Below are 18,915 nucleotides of genomic sequence, written 5' to 3'. Positions count from 1 at the left end.
AAAGCAGTCGGCGAATGTTAATGATTTGGGTTTCTCGTGCGTCAAAACCAATATAAAGCGGCATGGGTAAAAACAAAAAGCCGCCTCATTCGGGCGGCTCTCTGTCATATGGGGAAATCTGTCATGCTGAGGCTTTCAGTTGCATATCCTTTACCATTATTCTGCGGCCGATAAAGAGCCATTTTCTTATGGTTTCAACCGGCTTTCCTACTATTTCGGCTATCTGTTCGTGTTTCAATCCGGATATCTCACTCAACAGAACAGAGAGTTTTATGTCTGCGCTCCACTCACGGAATTTTTCCAGAAGCGTAACATGCGGCCTGCAGTCCTGTTCGGAAATGCAGAGTTGGGCTTCATTCCCGTACTGGTCTACATAGCATGCCCTGAAAGTTTTCAGTACATCTGTTTCCGCGGCACTCCCATGAAGATTGACATAAGTCATATTGACCAGGTCTGCTGTCTCTTTCTCATTTCCTGTCATCCAGTAGGCAAGGCTGTATATATCGTCGAGCAGATCGAGGGGTGTTTTTTTCAGGTGCGTCATCATTGCCTCCAGTTGTCTGTTTAAAAGAGGATTTAATTTGTCCTCTTTTAAGGTACGAAAAAAACTATCATTGTCCAGTTTTTTTTCGTGAATTTGGGTGAAAAAGCGTTTTTTACAGATGCGCTTTTGACGGGAGCCCTCTCGGGATGAGCATATCTGGTATTTTCCAATAACTTTGAAGGCTGTCTATGCAAAGAGATATCATGCGTTATTTGAATCCTTCACTCAGGGACATTGCAGCCTACAGTGTTGAGGGTGGTCAGCAGGCAGCCATTAAGCTGAACCAGAATGAAAGTCCGTTTGACCTGCCGATGTGGTTGAAGGAGGCTATTGTTTCCGAGTTTGTTCGGGAGCCCTGGAACCGGTATCCCGATATTCTTCCTTACAGGGGGACGAAGGCATATGCTGATTTTCTTGGCGTTCCGGCTGAGGGCGTGATGATGGGAAATGGTTCCAATGAACTGCTCTATACCATCTTTCTTGCCTGTCTTGGTCCGGGGAGGAAGATTCTTGTTCCCGACCCCTCATTTTCACTCTATGAAAAACTGGCACTTCTCCTTCAGGCTTCCCTTGTGAGGGTTCCCTTGAAGGCTTCGCTTGATTTTGATGTGGACGCCATTATCCAAAGCGCACAGGAAGAGTCTGTTGATTTTGTCGTTCTCTCCTCACCAAACAACCCGACGGGAAAGTCGATCACTTTTGATGATATCCGCCGGATAGCATCGTCGTGTGATGCTCTTGTACTTGTCGACGAAGCTTATATTGAGTTTTCACGACAGGACTCTGCTCTTCCTCTCATTGAAGAATTTCCGAATCTGGTGGTGCTTCGAACCATGTCAAAGGCTCTCGCACTTGCTGGTATGCGTATCGGGTTTGCCATTGGCCGGCCGGAATTGATTGCTGAAATTGCAAAACCAAAGATTCCGTTCGCTTCAAGCAGGCTTGCTGAAATAACCTTGATGCATGTGTTGGAGAATTATGCGATAGTTACGGATGCTGTGTCGTATATTCTTAATGTGCGTGATGAGCTCTATGGGGAACTCCTTTCTGTTCAGGGTGTTGAACCGTTTATGAGTGACACAAACTTTCTTGTGATCCGTGTTCCCGATGCAGATGCGGTGTTCCGTAAACTCATCGGCAGGGGCATTCTCGTGAGAAATGTGTCTGGTTACCACCTGATGAAGAACTGTCTTCGTTTCAATATTGGGCTTCCGGATGAAAATAGTCGCCTGCTTGATGCTCTGCTGGCCATAAATGGCGGCATGGCTTGAAGGTGTTCCGAAAGCTTGAAGGCGATGCCATGGGAAGGCTGAGCACGGATGAGTATGCGGCAGCACCCAAACATCCAGTGATTCTGATGCTTCATAATATCAGGAGTATGTGGAATGTAGGGTCCATGTTCAGGTCGGCCGATGCGGCTGGAATTGAAAAAATCATTCTTTCCGGATATACGGCAACGCCACCGAGAAAAGAGATAACAAAAACCGCTCTTGGTGCTGATGCCTCAATGCCATGGGAGTATACTGACAACCCGCAACAGACTCTTCGGGATCTGAAAAAAAGCGGCGTGAGGATATGTGGGCTTGAAATTGCCGAAGGGAGCCGATTGTATACGGAGATGAAGGCACAGGATTTTCCTGTTTGTCTGCTCGTAGGCAATGAGGTTCAGGGTATAGAGGATAACCTGCTGGCGGAGTGTGATTTGGTGCTTGAGATTCCACAGTTTGGCATAAAGCATTCCCTCAATGTTTCAGTTGCTGCGGGGGTTGTACTTTTTGAGCTGGTTCGGGTTCTTCATGCGAAGGGGTAACTTTTTGTTCCCGGTTTTTGTTCTTTACTGGAGTCACTTGATTTAATCCTGTTCTTCAATGCTGCATTACAAAAAATATCAGTTGGTTGAGCCCGGTGCCCCATGGGTTGTTTTTGTCCATGGTGCTGGCGGGAGCTCTTCCATTTGGTTTCTCCAGATAAAGGAATTCATAAGGCATTTCAATGTTCTTCTTGTGGATCTGCGGGGGCATGGCCGTTCCAAATCCATTGCAGCCGGCAAAGATCTGCGGAATTACAATTTTGAAGATATTACGCTCGACATTCTTGAGGTTCTCGATTCACTGAAAATAGAGAAAGCTCATTTCGTAGGGGTGTCGCTCGGTACCATTCTTATACGCAATATCAGTGAACTGGCACCGCAGCGGGTAAGTTCCATGGTGATGAGCGGAGCTATCATACGATTGAATGTCCGTGCAAAAGTTCTGGTGGCTCTTGGCAATATGTTCAAGAGGGTGGTGCCCTACATGTGGCTGTACAGCTTTTTTGCCTGGATTATCATGCCTCGTGAACGGCACAGAAAATCGCGGCTGCTGTTTGTGAATGAAGCAAAAAAGGTGGCACAGAAAGAGTTTATGCGATGGTTCCGGTTGACCTATGAGCTGACACCAATGCTTAAGTTTTTTGAGGAGAAGGATACAGGCATTCCCACGCTGTATCTTATGGGGGATGAAGACCACATGTTCCTTCCTGCTGTTGAACACATCATTACCCGCCACACCAACTCGTTCCTTCAGGTTATTGGCGACTCAGGTCATGTATGCAATGTTGACCAGCCTGAGGAGTTCAATGTCAGGGCCATCAGGTTTCTTGAGGAGATTTCAGGGAGAGGGGCTGTGGTGAGTTTTCCTCTGAAGCGTTCATCTGTATCACTTGCTGCCTGCTGAGCACAGGCTTGCCGAACCGCTATGACACCGGTTTGTTGTAATGGTTCATGGCATGTGATATTCCGTTGACGGCAAAGTCCAGAATTGCCTCTGTGCATACTTCAAGGGTACGGTTCATTACATTGCGCTCGTCGGTACTGAATTTTCCCAGTACAAAAGAGGAATATCCTCCCTGTGGCTTTTCTTCAAGTCCTATACCGATTCTCAGTCGGGCGAATTCCTCACTTCCCAGCGATTCAATTATATGTTTCAGGCCGTTCTGGCCTCCAGCTGAACCTTTGCTGCGCAGTCTCAGAGTGCCGGAGGGGAGGTTCATGTCGTCGCAGATGACGAGTATGTCGCTTCGTAGGGCTTTGTGAAAATTCATGGCGGCAACAACGGCATGACCCGAGAGGTTCATGTATGTCATCGGCTTGACGAGCATCAGCTGCTCGCCTCGGTGGCGGATTTTTGCCACAAGATATTTGCCCTTGCCTTTGCTGAAGGGGGCTCCAAAGGCAGCGGCCAAGGCCTCCACGGCCTCAAAACCAATGTTGTGACGGGTGTTGCTGTAGCGGGCTTCAGGATTGCCCAGGCCTATGATCAGTTTCATGACGGTGCATCTGAGGCGGGTGCAAAAAAAAGACGGCCTTCAAGTGAAGGCCGTCCAATCTTACGAAATGTGAGGGACTAATCAAAGAAGCGGCGCAATAACCAGAGCTACAACAGCTATGAGTTTCATGAGAATATTGATGCTCGGGCCGCTGGTGTCTTTGAGCGGGTCGCCGACGGTATCGCCAACCACGGCAGCTTTATGCGTGTCGGAACCTTTACCGTAGACCACCCCATCAAACTCGATGTTGCCCTCAATGCGCTTTTTGGCATTATCCCAGGCTCCGCCGGCATTGGACTGGAAGATGGCCATCAGAACGCCCGATGAGGTTACACCGGCAAGCACTCCGCCGAGCATGTCCTTTGAAATGAAGCCAACAACCACAGGAACAAGTACACCGAGCATACCGGGAAGAATCATCTCCCTGATGGCGGCTTTGGTTGAAATGTCAACACAGTGTGCAAATTCTGCAGGTGCCGTCCCTTCGCGCAGTCCCGGGATCTCCCGGAACTGACGGCCAACCTCATTGATCATATCGCCTGCGGCACGGCCTACCGCTCCCATGGCCATGGCACTGAAAACAAAGGGCAGCATTGCTCCAATAAGCAGCCCTGCCATAATGATTGGCTGTGATATGTCAAGCGATTCGATATGTGCCTGCTGGCGGAACGCGGCAAACAGTGCCAGTGCGGTAAGGGCAGCACTGCCGATAGCAAAGCCCTTGCCGATTGCTGCAGTGGTGTTGCCAACCGCATCAAGCTTGTCTGTGCGTTCGCGTACTTCAGGAGGAAGTCCTGCCATTTCAGCAATGCCTCCTGCGTTGTCGGAAATTGGTCCGTATGCGTCAACAGCAAGCTGTATACCGGTCACAGAAAGCATTCCCAGTGCGGCTATTGCAATTCCGTACAGGCCTGCCAGATAATGGGAGGCAACAATTGCGGCGGCAAGCACAAGAACGGGAAGGGCAGTGGACATCATTCCTACACCAAGTCCGGCAATGATTGTTGTTGCAGCTCCTGTAATGCTCTGGCGGGCAATCCCTATGACGGGCGCCTTGTCTGTGGAGCAGTAGTACTCTGTGATAAGACCAATCATGACTCCTGCCGCAAGACCGATGATGACTGCGTAAAATACATTGACCGATGTATAGACGAAGCCTTCAGCCGTCCAGGTGGCCGGAAGAAACGAGGTGATGAGGAAATAGCTGAGAACGGCCATAATGATGGAGGCTCCAAATTCTCCCATGTTCAGCCCGTTCTGCGGGTTGCCGCCCTCTTTCACCTTGACGAGGAACGATCCGCCAATGGATACCAGAATGCCTACAGCTGCCAGAACCAGCGGAAGCATGACTGCGGCAATGGGGTTGGTAAACCCGATTTCGTTGAACATGGGAATGAATGCAGCGCCAAGAACCATGGTGCCGATTATTGACCCGACATAACTTTCAAAAAGATCGGCTCCCATGCCGGCAACATCACCTACATTGTCGCCTACATTGTCGGCAATTGTTGCGGGGTTGCGGGGGTCATCTTCGGGTATTCCTTCGTACACTTTTCCTGCAAGGTCGGCTCCTACATCAGCAGCTTTTGTATAAATGCCGCCGCCCACACGGGCAAACAGTGCGATGGATGATGCACCGAGCGAAAAGCCGGATATGAGGTTGATGACTTCGCCCATGTCTGTAAACATCCGGCTGTAGATGATGAACAGACTTGACAGACCGATGATGCCAAGGCCAACGACCGAAAGCCCCATAACCAGGCCGCCTGAAAAGGCAATGTTGAGTGCTTCGGCAAGGCTGGTTCGTGCGGCATGGGTGGTGCGTACATTTGCTTTGGTGGCAACTTTCATACCAAAGAAGCCTGCCAGAGCAGAGCAGAACGCGCCAACAACAAAGCTGACGGCAATCATGGGTGAAGTGCCTTCACGGCCCATGTTTGCCCACCCGAGAAGGATGGCAACGGATACAACAAAAATTATGAGCACTTTGTACTCGCGCTTCAGAAACGCTATGGCTCCGTCGGCAATATGACCGGCGATTGTTGCCATCTTTTCAGTTCCTGTAGACTGCCTGCTTATCCATGAAGCTGTGAAGAAGGCATACAGGAGTGCAAGCACCCCGGCGGCGGGAATTGCATACAAAACAAGCGTTTGAGTGTCCATAGCTGTTTTTTTTGTTGTAATTGGCGAAAGGTAATTGCTTGTGGCACTAACCGACAATAACAATGAAAATTACGCTTTATCCGCCTCTCTCAGTCGTCCTCAACCTCTTCCCAACCGGTCACCATGGCTTTGATGTTTGATGTGAGAGTATGGCCTGTGGTGGTCATATACACATGCATGATCACAAAGCCAACGAGGAGATAGGCGAGAAGGGTATGGAAATAGGCTATAGGTGCAAGAAGTGCCGGGTCCATACCCAGAGCAACGAGTTCATTGAAATAGAAATAGATGAACCCGACGATTATTTGAGCCGGAAGACCGACAAGGGTGAGCATCAGGTAAGTGATGCGCTGCAGTGGATTGAGTCTTGAAATCTCGTTTTTCTTGAATGGATGCGGCTCGTTTCTGAAAATGCCGTTCATATAATAACGGGCCTGAAGAAGGATTTTGTCGAGCAGATTGCCCTCTGTCAGATATTGACGGAAATCACCCGTGGTAATGTACCAGAAAAAGGCAAGGAGGATGAATGCCAGGAGCCCCATTGCAAAGTAATTGTGCATATGGAATGCCGCCTCATACCCCATAAGCTTGAAGAGCCCGTGAATTTCCATTCCAGAGAAGAGAAGGGCGAAGATTATCAGCGCCTGCATCCAGTGCCAGAATCTCTGAAACCTTGCATAGAGATAAACTTTTCTCATGCTGCGTCCTCCCGCTTCATTTTTTTTTGTGTTGTATACCTCATGATGCTGTGCACTATGATGCCGATAAGAGAGCCGATTGTGACAAGGAATCCAATGATTTCAACCAAAGGGTTCATGTCGCGTCCGGGGAGGTAGAACCCTCCGAGAGACTCAAGCCTTCCCCCATGAGCATGGCATTCGACACATCCCATTGCATCCTCTTTTGGTGAAACCATGTGCGATATGGGCCAGTACATTTCTGTTTCAATGAAGTCATATTTGCCGCTGTATTTCAGTCCGGCATTTGTCATGCCTGCGCTTATGGATTTGTCCCATGAGAAGTCAGACCAGTATGCACCGGATCCTTTGGGGCCGTAAAGTTTAGGCTTTACAAATCGTTTGAGCTGGGTATCATAGGGCTGTTTGCCGCGATGGACCTTGAATGGCCATATTCTTGAAAGCGTGTCACCGGCTTTGCCGTCAGGGTGGTTGATCTGTACAATGCCACGATCGTCAAAAGTGGTGAGGAAGGTTGTATAGTTCATCTGGCCGTTGAACCAGCGGTATTCCGGTTCCATATTTTTTTCCCAGCGGAACTCACCTTTCTTGGTGATGTATGTTGGAAGGCCGGTGGAATCTTTTTTGACAATCATCTTTCCTTTTTCATCAAACTTTCCGGCTTTTGACCAGTCCCACCACATTTTTGTTGCGCGCTCTTTGGCTATCTGCGGAATATGGCAGGTCTGGCAGGCAACTTTGTCTATGTGGTCGTTGAGTTTTTTGTTTGTCGTGTGCGGCGTGTTGCCGTGGCATGAACTGCAGGTTGTGGGGAAGTCATCGGGAAGGGGATAGTCAAACCCGTGTTTGTCTGCTGCGGTTGGTTCATAGCGGCTTCCGGGGACCTGATGGCCTTCTGTTTTATGGCAGTCGGTGCAGGTCATGTTGAGCTCCCCTTTTCCGGATGCCATGTGTATGTCAAGCGAGCGGTCGGGTTTCAGAAGGGAGTTGTCAAGATCGCCGTGTTTGACTGCATCTGCTCCTCCTCCCTCAAAATGGCAGGTTCCGCAGTTGTGCCTGTCGGGGTTCTGGACATGCCGTGCAATGTTGGAAAGGTTGACTTTTTTGTAGGTTTTTTTCTCCTGAACTGTTGTCTGATATGCCGGATGGCCTGCGCCTGCGGGGAGTTTCTGGTAGGTGCCTGTACCGTCGTGGCAGATAAGGCAGTCTACATTCAGCTGACTTGCGAAGTCAAATTTTTTGTCTTTCCATCCATACCCGATATGGCATGAAGTGCATCGTGGTTCATTTCCCTCAACAGAAATACAGAAGTTGTTGACAACATGCTGTTTGCCGAGCATCTTGCCATCTTTCATGGGTACTTCCCATGTCCAGTGTTTGGTACGGTGAATTTGCCGGGATGCTTCTGTATGGCACTCAAGACAGGCCCTGGTTACTTCCGGGCCGCTTTTGAAGTTTCTTTTGAGTTGCGGGAATTTTGTGTGGTCGGCTGTTGATTTCGTCAATTGGTCAACAGGATTGTGATACACTTCTGCTGTAACCGTGGAAGTGATAAACAGGTAGAGGAGAACCGGAATGAACCGGGCCATCATCAGTTTATGCATTATGGATGGGTTTGGGATACTGACAGAAATTTCATGCTCCATTGTATTAATGTACGCATATCTTTTTAATATAAAACAATATAACAATTGTTTAGTGCTCTCGTCAACGGAGCTGATACTCTTGTTCAGGGGCTGGTTCGTACTTTGAGAAGCAGGGGCAGGTGGTCGGAATATCCCCCGCTGTATTTTCCCTTCTCATAAGTCCGCCATGGGTATTTGCTGTTCGACGGGAACATGGGGGATATGGCAAAACAGCTGAATGGTTTTGAGTCAAGGCGCAGGCCGCTTTTTTGAAGCATGCCTGAAGAAACAAGCATCTGGTCAATCTGTTCCCAGTGCCCGCGGTAGCGGTAGCTTCCCTCGCCGTCATGTCCGTCCCAGCAGTTGTACAGATATGTATCCGGTTCACTGAGCACCTGTTCTCTGCTGAAGGACGAGCCGAGCGTTTCCTTGAGTGAGCGGTCACCGGGTTCGTCGTTGAAGTCGCCCATTAGAATAATGTCCGCCTGTGGATTTCTCTGCAGAAGACTGTCAACTATTGCCCGGGCAACGGTGGCTGCCGCAATGCGTTTTTTTTCAGTCCATCGGGTATCGAATGCGCGGGAAGGCCAGTGGTTGAGCACCAGGTGAAGCGGGCGGCCTCCAGCTGTAAAGCCGGCTACAACAATATCTCTTGTCGGTCGTCCCTCAAGAGGAACGCAGTAGGTTTTCATTCCTGTCGGGGCGAGAGTTTTCGGGTTGTAGGCAAGGCCCACATCGATACCGCGGATGTCGGGAGAGTCATGATGCAGGGTTTTATAGTGTACTTTGGGAACTTTGGCCATGGTGGCTTTCAGGACAGCCTCATTTTCCACTTCACAGACGGCAACAATGTCAGGGAACCTTCTGTAGTCTGGATGCTTTTCGATTGCTGAAATGACAAACGCGATGCGCATCTGTTTGAGCTTCAGTTTTTTTGCAGTCCAGTGAAGTTTGCCTGACGGGGTGAAGTCGCTGTCGTTTGTGGATGGGTCGTCACGGGTATCAAACAGGTTCTCAAGGTTCCACCACATAACAAGCCGCTGCTCCTCCTTCGGTTGCGCCCAAAGTGGCAGGGAGTGTGAAAAAAGGAGGAGGAGCGCCAAGAATAAAAGTGAGTGTTTTTTTTGCATACCCCTCCGCCATGGTTTATTTTTTCTTTACCATTTTGATTATGTAACTTAACCGGGATTTTTCCGGTTATCAATTTTTTATTTCATCTACTGACGAAGGGAGTCCGTATGGCCCAGAAACAAGATGTCAAAACTCGTGCAAAAGATATTCTCGAAGAGACTCTTGACAGGGAAGCGGCAATTGTTCTGGCAAGGATTTCCGAAGAGATGCAGATGATGTTTCAGGCCCATCCTGATCCTACCAGAGAGGATGTGGTGAAAATCGTGACAGCCTATTTTCTTGAAAAAGGGAAATCAGAGCTATTTATCGAAGACTGGATTGCCACCGCGGAAGAGTATGGCCGTGCCCGCGGATTGAGTAAAAAAGACCAGCCCGGCGCAATGCTTTCTGATTTGGGCGTCTTCCGGTTCATGAACTTTCTCAAGGATAAAGGGCTGACTGATGATCAGATCACCATTGTCCTTACCGGTGCGGTGCAGCAGGCGGCGTCCGCCACTCCTTCCGGTCACTGATTTTTCATTACAGGAGTTCTCCCTTTTTCTTTCGCCTTATTTATTCATAACAATTGACAACACCAAAGCACAGCTGAACTATGATAATGAACAAGACTACATTGCTTCACGAAGGCAAGGCCAAAAAAGTTTTTCTGACAGATGATGCTGATCTTGTCATTCAGGAGTTCAAGGATGACGCAACGGCATTCAACAACAAAAAGAAGGGCTCAATTGCTGATAAAGGGGTGGTGAACAATGCCATTTCCTGCAGGCTCTTCACCATGCTCGAAGAGCATGGCGTCAACACCCATCTTGTGGAGAAGCTGTCAGATCGTGACATGCTCTGCCGTCGACTTGACATCATCAAGGTTGAGGTTGTTGTCCGCAATATTGCAGCCGGTTCACTGGTTAGGCGTTATGGATTTACCGAAGGAACCGTTCTTGCCAGGCCGATTGTAGAGTTCTATCTCAAGGATGATGATCTTGATGATCCGCTGATGATCGCTGAGCATGCAGTTGCTCTTGGTGTTGCCACAATGGATGAACTGGAGGTTCTCAAATCGCGGGCCGGGGCCATCAACGATGTGCTGAAAACGTTTTTTGCCGACAGAAGGCTCAAACTTGTTGATTTCAAGCTTGAGTTCGGGCGCCATAAGGGAGAAATTCTGCTTGGCGATGAAATCAGCCCCGACACCTGCCGGTTCTGGGATCTTGATACTGATGAGAAGATGGACAAGGACCGTTTCCGGTTTGATCTTGGTGGTGTGGAGGATGCATACACCGAGGTGCAGCGCAGAGTACTTGAGCTGGACTGAACATATGATGTATCGGGACAAGAGAGCAGCAATGCGGGGGGCGGCTTATGTTTGAAGCTGCGTTTCTTTGGCTTCAGCAGGCAGACCCTAATGCCGTGTATGGTTTTCTTTTTCTGATAGCTTTTCTCGAAAATGTTTTCCCTCCCATTCCCGGAGATCTGCCGGTTGCATTCATTGGTTCGCTGATAAGTTTGAGCCCGGTCTCTTTTGCCGGTGCACTGGTGTCAGCCTCATTGGGTTCAACTGCCGGTTTCATGCTTCTGTTTCTTCTCAGCCGGCATTTTGGCATCAGGCTCTATGCCGAAGGTGAAACAACAGCCAGACACTGGCTCTCAAGAGGCGCCTATAGGCTGTTCCCTCCATCAAGCATGGTTGCATTGCGTCGGAAGTATGCGTCGCACGGATATATTGCTGTTCTTTTCAACCGTTTTCTTTTCGGGTCAAGGGCGGTCATTTCCATCATGGCCGGTCTGATGCACCTGAGGGTGATGAGGGTTCTGGGTGCTGCAACGGTGAGTGCTTTTGCCTGGAATGTGCTTCTTCTCTACTCAGGCGCACTTCTGGGGGACAACTGGCAGCATATTGGCCGGTATGCCACACTTTTTTCGCTTCCTGTTACCGCAGGTACTGTTCTGCTGCTGATTTTTTCGCTACGGCGTTATATGAAGAGGAGAAAACAAAGGGAAGATTGACTTTTTTTTGTTATTTCCAGTGAGCCCTGTACCTTTAAAATTGTTGTTCCCGAAACAATCCATTTCAACTGAAAGCTGCAGTAACCCCATGGCACAAGATCAGAAACGCTATCCGGCAGAAAAAAAAGGTGAGCTGCTCCAGCTTGCCACTCTTGATGACCTTAAAGTCATGGCCCGTCAGGTACGGCGCGATATTGTCAGAATGCTTGCCCTTGCCAACTCCGGCCATACCGGTGGCTCGCTTGGAATGGCGGACATTTTCACGGCCCTCTATTTTCGCGTGCTGAACCATCGCCCCCATGATTTCGGGGACCATCATGGCCAGGACCTTCTCTATCTTTCCAACGGACACATTGCTCCCGTATGGTACAGCGTGCTGGCACGGTCGGGATACTTTCCCATTGCGGAGCTTGCAACACTTCGCCAAATCAACTCCTATCTGCAGGGTCATCCTACCTGTGAATCAGGACTTCCGGGCGTCAGAATAGCCAGCGGATCCCTGGGTCAGGGTCTTTCAGTTGCCGTTGGCGCAGCCAAAGGGATGAAGATGGACGAATGTGACGGCAGGGTGTTCTGCCTGATGGGGGATGGTGAGTGCCAGGAGGGTCAGATATGGGAGGCGGCCATGAGTGCGGCCCATTTCGGGCTTGGCAATCTCATCGGGATTGTGGACTTCAACAATCAGCAGATTGATGGCGAGGTATCCGGCGTAATGGGAATTGAGCCTTTTGCCGATAAATGGAAGTCTTTTGGCTGGGATGTGTACCATTGCGATGGCAATGATATTGAGGATTTCATAGCAACCATAGGGAAAATCAAGGCAGCCGGATCCTCCGACAGGCCATCTGTTGTGCTGGCCGTTACAGTTATGGGCAAGGGCGTACCGTTTTTTGAGGGAACCATGCCCGACAATACCAACTGGCACGGAAAACCGCCATCAAAAGAGGATGCTGCAAAAGCGCTTGAGATTCTTTCGGAGACCCCATACGGAGACTTTTAAGCAGAAAATCACAGCGTGCAGATAATCGCAGGTGCATACAGGGGCAGAAAAATAAGAACGACATCGTCGCAGGATGTCCGTCCCTGCAGCAGCCGTGTCAAAAAGTCCCTTTTTGACACACTCCTGCACAGGTTTACTTTTGAGGAAGCGAAGGTTCTTGATCTGTTTGCGGGGTTTGGTTCGCTTGGTTTTGAGGCACTCAGTCGCGGTGCGGCATCAGTCACTTTTGTTGACCGTCACCCCGAATCTCTCCGTTCACTTCGGGAGACTGCCCGAGAGCTTGCTCTGGAAGATCAGGTCAGCATAATTGACGAAGATGTGCCTGCTTTTTTGTGCCGATACAGCGGTGAGGCTGATCTTGTTTTCTGCGATCCTCCCTATTCATGGCAGGATTATAACGGGTTGATTGAGAGCATAATGGATGAGGGCGGCCTCAGTGAGGACGGATTTCTCCTTATTGAGCATAGCGCACGACTTGGCTTGACAGCATCTCCGTATTACCGGTTTCACAAAGATTACGGGATGACGAGAGTTACATTTTTTCAGCACCCAGAACACCCCTGCAATGACTCTGAAAGTTAAGAAGGCTATTTATCCCGGGACTTTTGACCCCTTTACCAACGGCCATTTCGATGTTCTTGAAAGGGCCGTTACCCTTTTTGATGATGTGACGGTGGTTATTGCCGTCAATAGCTGCAAGCAGACACTGTTCAGCTTTCAGGAGCGTCGTGAGATGATTATGGAAATCACGGCTGGTCTTGATGGAGTGCATGTTGATGTACTCCAGGATGGACTCCTTGCCGATTATGCCCGCAATGCAGGGGCAACCGCCATCATCAGAGGGGTACGCCAGGTCAAGGATTTTGAGTATGAGTTTCAGCTTTCACTTCTCAATCGCCATCTTTACCCTGAAGCCACCACGGTGTTTCTTATGCCTAATGTCAAGTTTACCTATGTTGCCTCATCAATCATACGGGAAGTCGGCATGCTTGGTGGTGATGTCAGCAAGTTTGTTCATCCGACGGTGCTGAAAATGCTGGACCGGAAGCGCGAAGAAGCTGCCGGCTCTTGTTCATGACGGCATCGAATTCATTTTTCTTGTAACGAAAATATCTATACCCAATGTCGACTTCTCTTTCGCCGGCTGATAAATACCTGACCAAGAGGGTCAAGAGCATGCAGGAATCACAGACCATGCGTATTTCAGCTCTTGCAAACTCCATGAAGGCTGATGGGGCTGATGTTGTCAGCCTTTCAGCTGGAGAGCCTGACTTTCCGACTCCGGATTTTGTCAACCGGGCCGGTATTGCCGCTATATCCGCAGGCTTTACCCGCTACACGGCAAACTCGGGTATTGTGGAGCTGAAGCAGGCCATTGCGGCCAAGTTCCGCCGTGATAACGGGCTGGAGTTTCCCATAAACCAGATCATGGTAAGCAACGGAGGGAAGCAGACGCTGGCCAATACCTTTCTTGCCCTTTGCCAGGAAGGTGACGAAGTCATAGTTCCCGCCCCTTATTGGGTCAGTTTTCCCGAAATGGTCCGTCTTGCCGGTGCTACTCCCGTAACGGTTGAAACGACGCTTGAGAACAACTACAAAATGACTCCGGAACTGCTGCTTGCAGCAATAACCCCGGCCACCAAAATGCTGGTTCTCAACTCACCCTCAAACCCTTCCGGTGCCGTATACAGCGAGTCGGAGGTGAGGGCTCTTATGGAGGTTCTTGAAGGGCGTGAAATCTTTGTTCTCTCCGATGAGATGTATGATATGATTGTGTACGGTGGAGTGCGGCCATTTTCACCGGCCCGGGTTGAGGCAATGAAAGACTGGACCATTGTCAGCAATGGAGTATCGAAAACCTATGCCATGACTGGTTGGAGAATCGGCTATATCGCCGGTCCCAAATGGATTATTGATGCCTGCGACAAAATTCAGTCGCAGACAACCTCCAACCCCAATGCCATAGCCCAGAAGGCTGCCGTAGCAGCTCTCACGGGTGATCAGAGTATTGTGGAAGAGCGCCGGGCTGAATTTGAAAAGCGGCGGGACTTTATGTATCGGGAGCTCAACAGCATTCCCGGTATTGAAGCCACCCTTCCGGAAGGTGCATTTTACATTTTTCCCTCCATCAGGGGGGTGATTGGCAAGACTTTTGGCGGCAGGGTCATGAATGATTCTGCGGATGTGGCTGAATATCTTCTCAAGGAGCACTTTGTTGCCACCGTTCCTGGTGATGCTTTCGGTGCGCCCGAGAATCTTCGGCTCTCATACGCGGCATCTCTCTCCTCGCTCCAGGAGGCGGTCAATCGTATAAGAAAAGCCTTTTCCTGAGGCGCGACACCTATGCAGCGTGACTCTTCAGAGGCGTTGAAGGTCAACCGCAGCAGGCTCTATACCCTCTGGTTCGGATGGTATTCACGACGCCAGTTCAGAAGATTTTTCAACTCGGTCCGGGTTTTCATGAATCCCCAAACCCCTCTTATGGAGAGGGGCGTCCCGGTTGTTTTTTATGCCAATCACGCATATTGGTGGGATGGTTTCTGGTCGCAGCTCTGCACGGAAAATTTTTTTCACCAGAACCTGTTCATTGCCATTGAAGAGCCTCAACTTCGTAAGCACAGGTTCTTTACCCGTATCGGCGCATTTTCCATTCTCCGCAGCAATGCCCGCAGTGCAGTCCGAAGTCTTGAGTATGCTGCAGAACTCCTTCTACAGCCTTCAATCCGGCAGAACGCTTTATGGATTTTCCCTCAGGGCGAGATTCATCATGTTGACCGCCGGCCTCTGGGCTTTTTTGGCGGAACAGCATCCATCGTTTCCCGGGTGCTTGCCCGAAGTCCGGCAATTTACCTTGTTTCAGTTGTCAGCCGGATTGAATATCTTGATGATCAGAGGCCGGAGCTTTTTCTCTCATTTCAGGCTCCGGTAAAAATCATGCCCGACACCTGCCCGGGCAAAGATTCTCTCAGGGAGATTATGGAAAAGACGGCTGAATCGCATCTTGATGAATTGAAGGAGATGGTTGTAAGCCGTCAGCTTGGCAATGCGGAGACTCTCGTCACCGGAGTGCCATCCATTAACCGTCGGGTTGAGGCTATCAGGAGCAGGATGCTTTTTTGGAGAAGGCCAAAATAACAGGGTGTAGAAAAGAGTATGAGCAATGTGGTCTGCAGTTGTCTTTCAGGTGACAATGCCCGGGTAAGGCTTCGTCTTTCGCAGCTTCTTCACAATGAAAGTTCATCATTGTACGGAGACGATACATCCGACATGATCGGTGATATCTGTGAGGTTGAGCTTCCGGGCTGCCTTCGTGAGTTTTTCCGTAACACTACAGGCATTCCCCTGGAAGTAGGTCAGATGGTTATTGTTGAGTCTGACGGAGGTTATGATTTTGGGGTTGTCTATACTGCGGGGCTGATTGCCCGAAAAAAATATCTCATCAAGGGGCTCGATAGGAAAACCGAGGCAGCTCCTGTTGTGCTGAGGCTTGTGAGTGAAGATGATCTGGTTGGCATCGGTGAGGTTAAAACAAAGCAGGATGAAATCCGTGAGGTATGCCGCGAAAAAATAAAAAGACATGGACTGGAACTGAAGCTTGTTGATGTTGAGCTTCGTCTGGATCGCCAGAAGCTCTCTGTGTACTATACATCGCTTCATAGGGTGGATTTCAGGAACCTTGTGCGTGATCTTGCCGGAGAATTCAAGGCACGGATCCAGATGGTGCAGATTACAACGCGTGAAGAGGCCCGCCGCGCAAATGCTTCCGGACCATGCGGGTGCCAGATATGCTGTTCAACCTGGATGCAGAAAATTCATGCCAATCCGTTTGCCGACAAGGCTCAATATCTGGATTCGGCAGGCAATGACAATAATGCGTTCAACATGACAGGGCTATGCAACAAAACCAAATGCTGTCTCGGATTTTCGGGTAATGGAAACTCCTGCACAGTTCACCAGTCCGGCAACGGCTTGCCGCAGGTTGGCAGCCGTCTTTCCACTCCCGATGGTCCCGCAGTTGTTCATAGCGTTGACGGGACCAGAAAGAGCGTTTCCATACTCTATGACAAAGATTCACGCAGACGCAGGCTTTCACTTGAGCGGTTCAATGCCCTCTTTGCCCGCAAAAAATAAATAGTGACCACTCAATATCCGTAACCTTAATCGCATGCCGCAGTTCCAGCGAACCCTCGTCACCACAGCTCTTCCTTATGCCAATGGGCCTGTTCATCTTGGCCATCTTGCCGGGGTCTATCTCCCGGCCGATCTTTTTGTCCGATACAAGCGCCTTCAGGGAGAGGATGTCATCCATATAGGCGGTTCTGACGAACACGGAGTTCCCATTACCATTACTGCTGAAAAAGAGGGGATTACTCCCCGGGATGTTGTCGACCGCTATCATTCGATGAACCTTGAGGCCTTCAAGAGATGCGGTATTTCTTTTGATTATTATGGCAGAACCTCTTCTGAGCTCCACCATAAAACGGCTCAGGAGTTCTTTCTTGAAATAGAAGGGAAGGGGATCTTTGAGCGCAAAACTGAAAAGCTCTTTTATGACGCAAGTGCCTGCCGATTCCTTTCCGACCGGTATGTGACGGGTACCTGCCCAATCTGCGGCAATACAGAGGCTAATGGTGACCAGTGTGAACAGTGTGGCACTCACTTGAGCCCACTGGAGCTCATCAACCCCAAGAGTAAACTTTCCGATGCTACCCCCGAGCTTCGCGAAACCCTCCACTGGTACTTTCCACTTGGGCGTTTCCAGAAACAGCTTGAAGCATTCGTTGGCAGTCATGACGATGACTGGCGGGCAAATGTGCTGAACTACACAAGAACCTGGCTTAACCAGGGGCTTAACGACCGGGCAATTACACGCGATTTGAGCTGGGGCATCAAGGTGCCTCTCCAGGATCCGGACGCAGAGGGGAAGGTTCTTTATGTCTGGTTTGATGCTGTACTCGGCTATGTCTCCTTTACCAGAGAGTGGGCCGCCCTTCAGGGTTCGCCTGACAGATGGAAGGAATATTGGCAGAATCCCGACTCCCGGGTTGTCAACTTCATCGGTAAAGACAATGTCGTTTTCCATACTCTCATGCTTCCCGCCATACTCATGGCATGGAATGAAGGCCGCAGCGACTCCATATACAACCTTGCCGACAATGTGCCGGCCTCAGAGTTCATGAACTTTGAAGGCCGCAAGTTTTCCAAGTCACGGAACTACGCGGTCTATCTCGGTGAATTTCTTGATAAGTTTCCCGCTGAGGCCCTGCGCTACAGCATTGCGATGAACTACCCTGAAAACAAGGACAGTGACTTCAGCTGGACTGATTTTCAGAACCGTACAAACGGTGAGCTTGCCGATACGCTGGGTAACTTTATCAAGCGCTCAGTTGATTTTACCAACTCCCGTTTTGAGGGAATTGTGCCCCACGCCTGCAGTTGTGAGGAGTGGGATAGCCTTGGTATCAACTGGGCCGACACCATCCGTCAGCTTGACGAGGCCTTTGAAGGGTTCCATTTCCGTGAGGCTGTTTCAGCCGCAATGGACATAGCCCGTGCCGCCAACCGTTTCCTTACCGGGGCCGAGCCCTGGAAAGCCATTAAAGAAGACCGCGACGGTGCCGCCAGAACAATGGCCCTTTCGCTCAATCTCTGCCATGCGCTTTCCATTGCCCTCTATCCAGTTCTTCCGGAAACCGCAAATCGCATTCATTCCATGCTGGGCTTTCAGGGCACCATTGAATCCCTGTTCAAGAGGGGAGTGCCGCTGCTCCAGTCCCTTGTTGAGCCAGCCCTCCCCAAGGGTCATCGCCTCTCGGGATCATCTGAAATTCTCTTTATAAAAATAGATGACGCCATGATTGAACCCGAACTCCGCAACATCGAGCATTTGCTTGCTGAAGCACAGGCCCGTGAAGCCGGAGCAACAGCAGAGAAGATGGAATTCAAACCCCTGATTGAGTTTGACGATTTCCAGAAAGTGGATCTCAGGGCGGCCAGTGTCATCTCGGCTGAAAAAGTCAAGAAAGCCTCAAAGCTTCTCAAGCTCCAGCTTCAGGTTGGTTCAACAACCCGTCAGGTGCTTGCCGGAGTAGCTGAACACTACAGCCCGGAAGAGATGGTAGGGAAAAATGTACTCCTCGTTGCCAACCTTGCGCCGAGAACCATTCGCGGCGAAGTGTCTGAAGGCATGCTGCTTGCCGTAGAGGGAGACGCGGGAAAACTTTATATGGTCGAACCTCAGGGAGAGAAAATAAATGGCAGCTCTGTACAATAAATGTTTGGAAGTTGCTGATTATTCCCTACATTGTGAATACAAACACCGTGGGGTGGAGCAATTGGTAGCTCGTCGGGCTCATAACCCGAAGGTTGCAGGTTCAAGTCCTGTCCCCACCACAAAGAAAAAGCCGGTCTCACCCCATGAGAATCGGCTTTTTTCGTTGGGTTTCC

Annotated in this window: 19 protein-coding genes and 1 tRNA gene; 14 read left to right on the top strand and 6 right to left on the bottom strand. The window is 49.9% G+C overall.

All coding sequences use genetic code 11. From position 1 onward, the window contains the following. Positions 1–121 precede the first annotated feature (121 nt). Positions 122–544: an RNA polymerase sigma factor gene (locus EKD02_RS01520; protein ID WP_126383512.1), complete on the bottom strand. Its 423-nt coding sequence runs from the start codon at positions 542–544 to the stop codon at positions 122–124. Between the two features lie 188 nt (positions 545–732). Between EKD02_RS01520 and hisC the strand changes: the two genes are divergently transcribed. The 3 genes from hisC to EKD02_RS01505 are packed head-to-tail and all read left to right on the top strand — an operon-like array spanning position 733 to position 3,258. Further along, entirely contained in the window at positions 733–1,815 is a 1,083-nt protein-coding gene (gene hisC / locus EKD02_RS01515) for a histidinol-phosphate transaminase (RefSeq protein ID WP_126383476.1), read from the top strand. Continuing rightward, entirely contained in the window at positions 1,812–2,354 is a 543-nt protein-coding gene (locus EKD02_RS01510; protein WP_237409554.1) for an RNA methyltransferase, read from the top strand. The genes hisC and EKD02_RS01510 overlap by 4 nt, the downstream gene beginning before the upstream one ends. A 58-nt stretch (positions 2,355–2,412) precedes the next feature. Next, the gene (locus EKD02_RS01505) at positions 2,413–3,258 is read left to right on the top strand and encodes an alpha/beta fold hydrolase (RefSeq protein WP_011889996.1); all 846 of its coding nucleotides are present in this window, start codon (positions 2,413–2,415) and stop codon (positions 3,256–3,258) included. Between the two features lie 19 nt (positions 3,259–3,277). Here the strand turns inward: EKD02_RS01505 and pth are convergent, their stop codons facing one another. The 5 genes from pth to EKD02_RS01480 all read right to left on the bottom strand — a co-directional run bounded on the left by pth (position 3,278) and on the right by EKD02_RS01480 (position 9,367). Beyond that, positions 3,278–3,850 carry an aminoacyl-tRNA hydrolase gene (gene pth / locus EKD02_RS01500; RefSeq protein WP_011889997.1) on the bottom strand — a complete coding sequence of 191 codons (573 nt, stop codon included), beginning with the start codon at positions 3,848–3,850 and terminating at the stop codon, positions 3,278–3,280. A gap of 81 nt (positions 3,851–3,931) precedes the next feature. Continuing rightward, complete coding sequence (locus tag EKD02_RS01495; protein ID WP_126383474.1) at positions 3,932–6,013, bottom strand: sodium-translocating pyrophosphatase; 2,082 nt, start codon at positions 6,011–6,013, stop codon at positions 3,932–3,934. A gap of 89 nt (positions 6,014–6,102) precedes the next feature. Beyond that, positions 6,103–6,711: a cytochrome b/b6 domain-containing protein gene (locus EKD02_RS01490; protein WP_126342409.1), complete on the bottom strand. Its 609-nt coding sequence runs from the start codon at positions 6,709–6,711 to the stop codon at positions 6,103–6,105. Continuing rightward, a complete protein-coding gene (locus tag EKD02_RS01485) occupies positions 6,708–8,315 on the bottom strand; it encodes a tetrathionate reductase family octaheme c-type cytochrome (protein WP_041470101.1) in 1,608 nt (535 codons plus the stop codon). The genes EKD02_RS01490 and EKD02_RS01485 overlap by 4 nt, the downstream gene beginning before the upstream one ends. A 125-nt stretch (positions 8,316–8,440) precedes the next feature. Further along, complete coding sequence (locus tag EKD02_RS01480) at positions 8,441–9,367, bottom strand: endonuclease/exonuclease/phosphatase family protein (RefSeq protein WP_244924380.1); 927 nt, start codon at positions 9,365–9,367, stop codon at positions 8,441–8,443. A 207-nt stretch (positions 9,368–9,574) separates the two neighbouring features. On the opposite strand from EKD02_RS01480, the gene EKD02_RS01475 reads away from it, so the two are divergent. From EKD02_RS01475 to EKD02_RS01425, 11 genes are all read left to right on the top strand, one after another. Beyond that, positions 9,575–9,979, top strand: a complete 405-nt coding sequence (locus tag EKD02_RS01475) for a hypothetical protein (protein WP_011890002.1) — start codon at positions 9,575–9,577, stop codon at positions 9,977–9,979. A gap of 86 nt (positions 9,980–10,065) precedes the next feature. Continuing rightward, positions 10,066–10,776, top strand: a complete 711-nt coding sequence (purC, locus tag EKD02_RS01470; protein WP_126383509.1) for a phosphoribosylaminoimidazolesuccinocarboxamide synthase — start codon at positions 10,066–10,068, stop codon at positions 10,774–10,776. A 47-nt stretch (positions 10,777–10,823) separates the two neighbouring features. Then, positions 10,824–11,468 carry a DedA family protein gene (locus tag EKD02_RS01465; RefSeq protein ID WP_126383472.1) on the top strand — a complete coding sequence of 215 codons (645 nt, stop codon included), beginning with the start codon at positions 10,824–10,826 and terminating at the stop codon, positions 11,466–11,468. Between the two features lie 88 nt (positions 11,469–11,556). After that, positions 11,557–12,468: a transketolase gene (locus EKD02_RS01460; protein ID WP_011890005.1), complete on the top strand. Its 912-nt coding sequence runs from the start codon at positions 11,557–11,559 to the stop codon at positions 12,466–12,468. A gap of 15 nt (positions 12,469–12,483) precedes the next feature. Beyond that, entirely contained in the window at positions 12,484–13,050 is a 567-nt protein-coding gene (rsmD, locus tag EKD02_RS01455) for a 16S rRNA (guanine(966)-N(2))-methyltransferase RsmD (protein ID WP_126383470.1), read from the top strand. Then, the gene (coaD, locus tag EKD02_RS01450; RefSeq protein WP_011890007.1) at positions 13,034–13,546 is read left to right on the top strand and encodes a pantetheine-phosphate adenylyltransferase; all 513 of its coding nucleotides are present in this window, start codon (positions 13,034–13,036) and stop codon (positions 13,544–13,546) included. The genes rsmD and coaD overlap by 17 nt, the downstream gene beginning before the upstream one ends. Positions 13,547–13,590: 44 nt before the next feature. Then, positions 13,591–14,799, top strand: a complete 1,209-nt coding sequence (locus EKD02_RS01445; RefSeq protein WP_011890008.1) for a pyridoxal phosphate-dependent aminotransferase — start codon at positions 13,591–13,593, stop codon at positions 14,797–14,799. A gap of 12 nt (positions 14,800–14,811) precedes the next feature. Next, a complete protein-coding gene (locus EKD02_RS01440; RefSeq protein ID WP_011890009.1) occupies positions 14,812–15,603 on the top strand; it encodes a lysophospholipid acyltransferase family protein in 792 nt (263 codons plus the stop codon). Between the two features lie 18 nt (positions 15,604–15,621). After that, positions 15,622–16,599 (top strand): PSP1 domain-containing protein, encoded by a 978-nt coding sequence (locus tag EKD02_RS01435; protein ID WP_126342398.1) that lies wholly within the window; start codon positions 15,622–15,624, stop codon positions 16,597–16,599. A gap of 34 nt (positions 16,600–16,633) precedes the next feature. Further along, positions 16,634–18,742, top strand: coding sequence for a methionine--tRNA ligase (metG, locus tag EKD02_RS01430; RefSeq protein ID WP_126383468.1), 2,109 nt, complete (start codon positions 16,634–16,636; stop codon positions 18,740–18,742). A gap of 46 nt (positions 18,743–18,788) precedes the next feature. Then, positions 18,789–18,861 (top strand) — tRNA-Met (locus EKD02_RS01425). The last annotated feature ends 54 nt before the right edge of the window (positions 18,862–18,915 follow it).

It is taken from the genome of Chlorobium phaeovibrioides (assembly GCF_003968655.1).
GTDB classification, from domain to species: domain Bacteria; phylum Bacteroidota; class Chlorobiia; order Chlorobiales; family Chlorobiaceae; genus Chlorobium; species Chlorobium phaeovibrioides.
The sequence above is the reverse complement of the archived record's forward strand: the minus strand, read 5'-3'. Positions and strand labels throughout refer to the sequence as shown.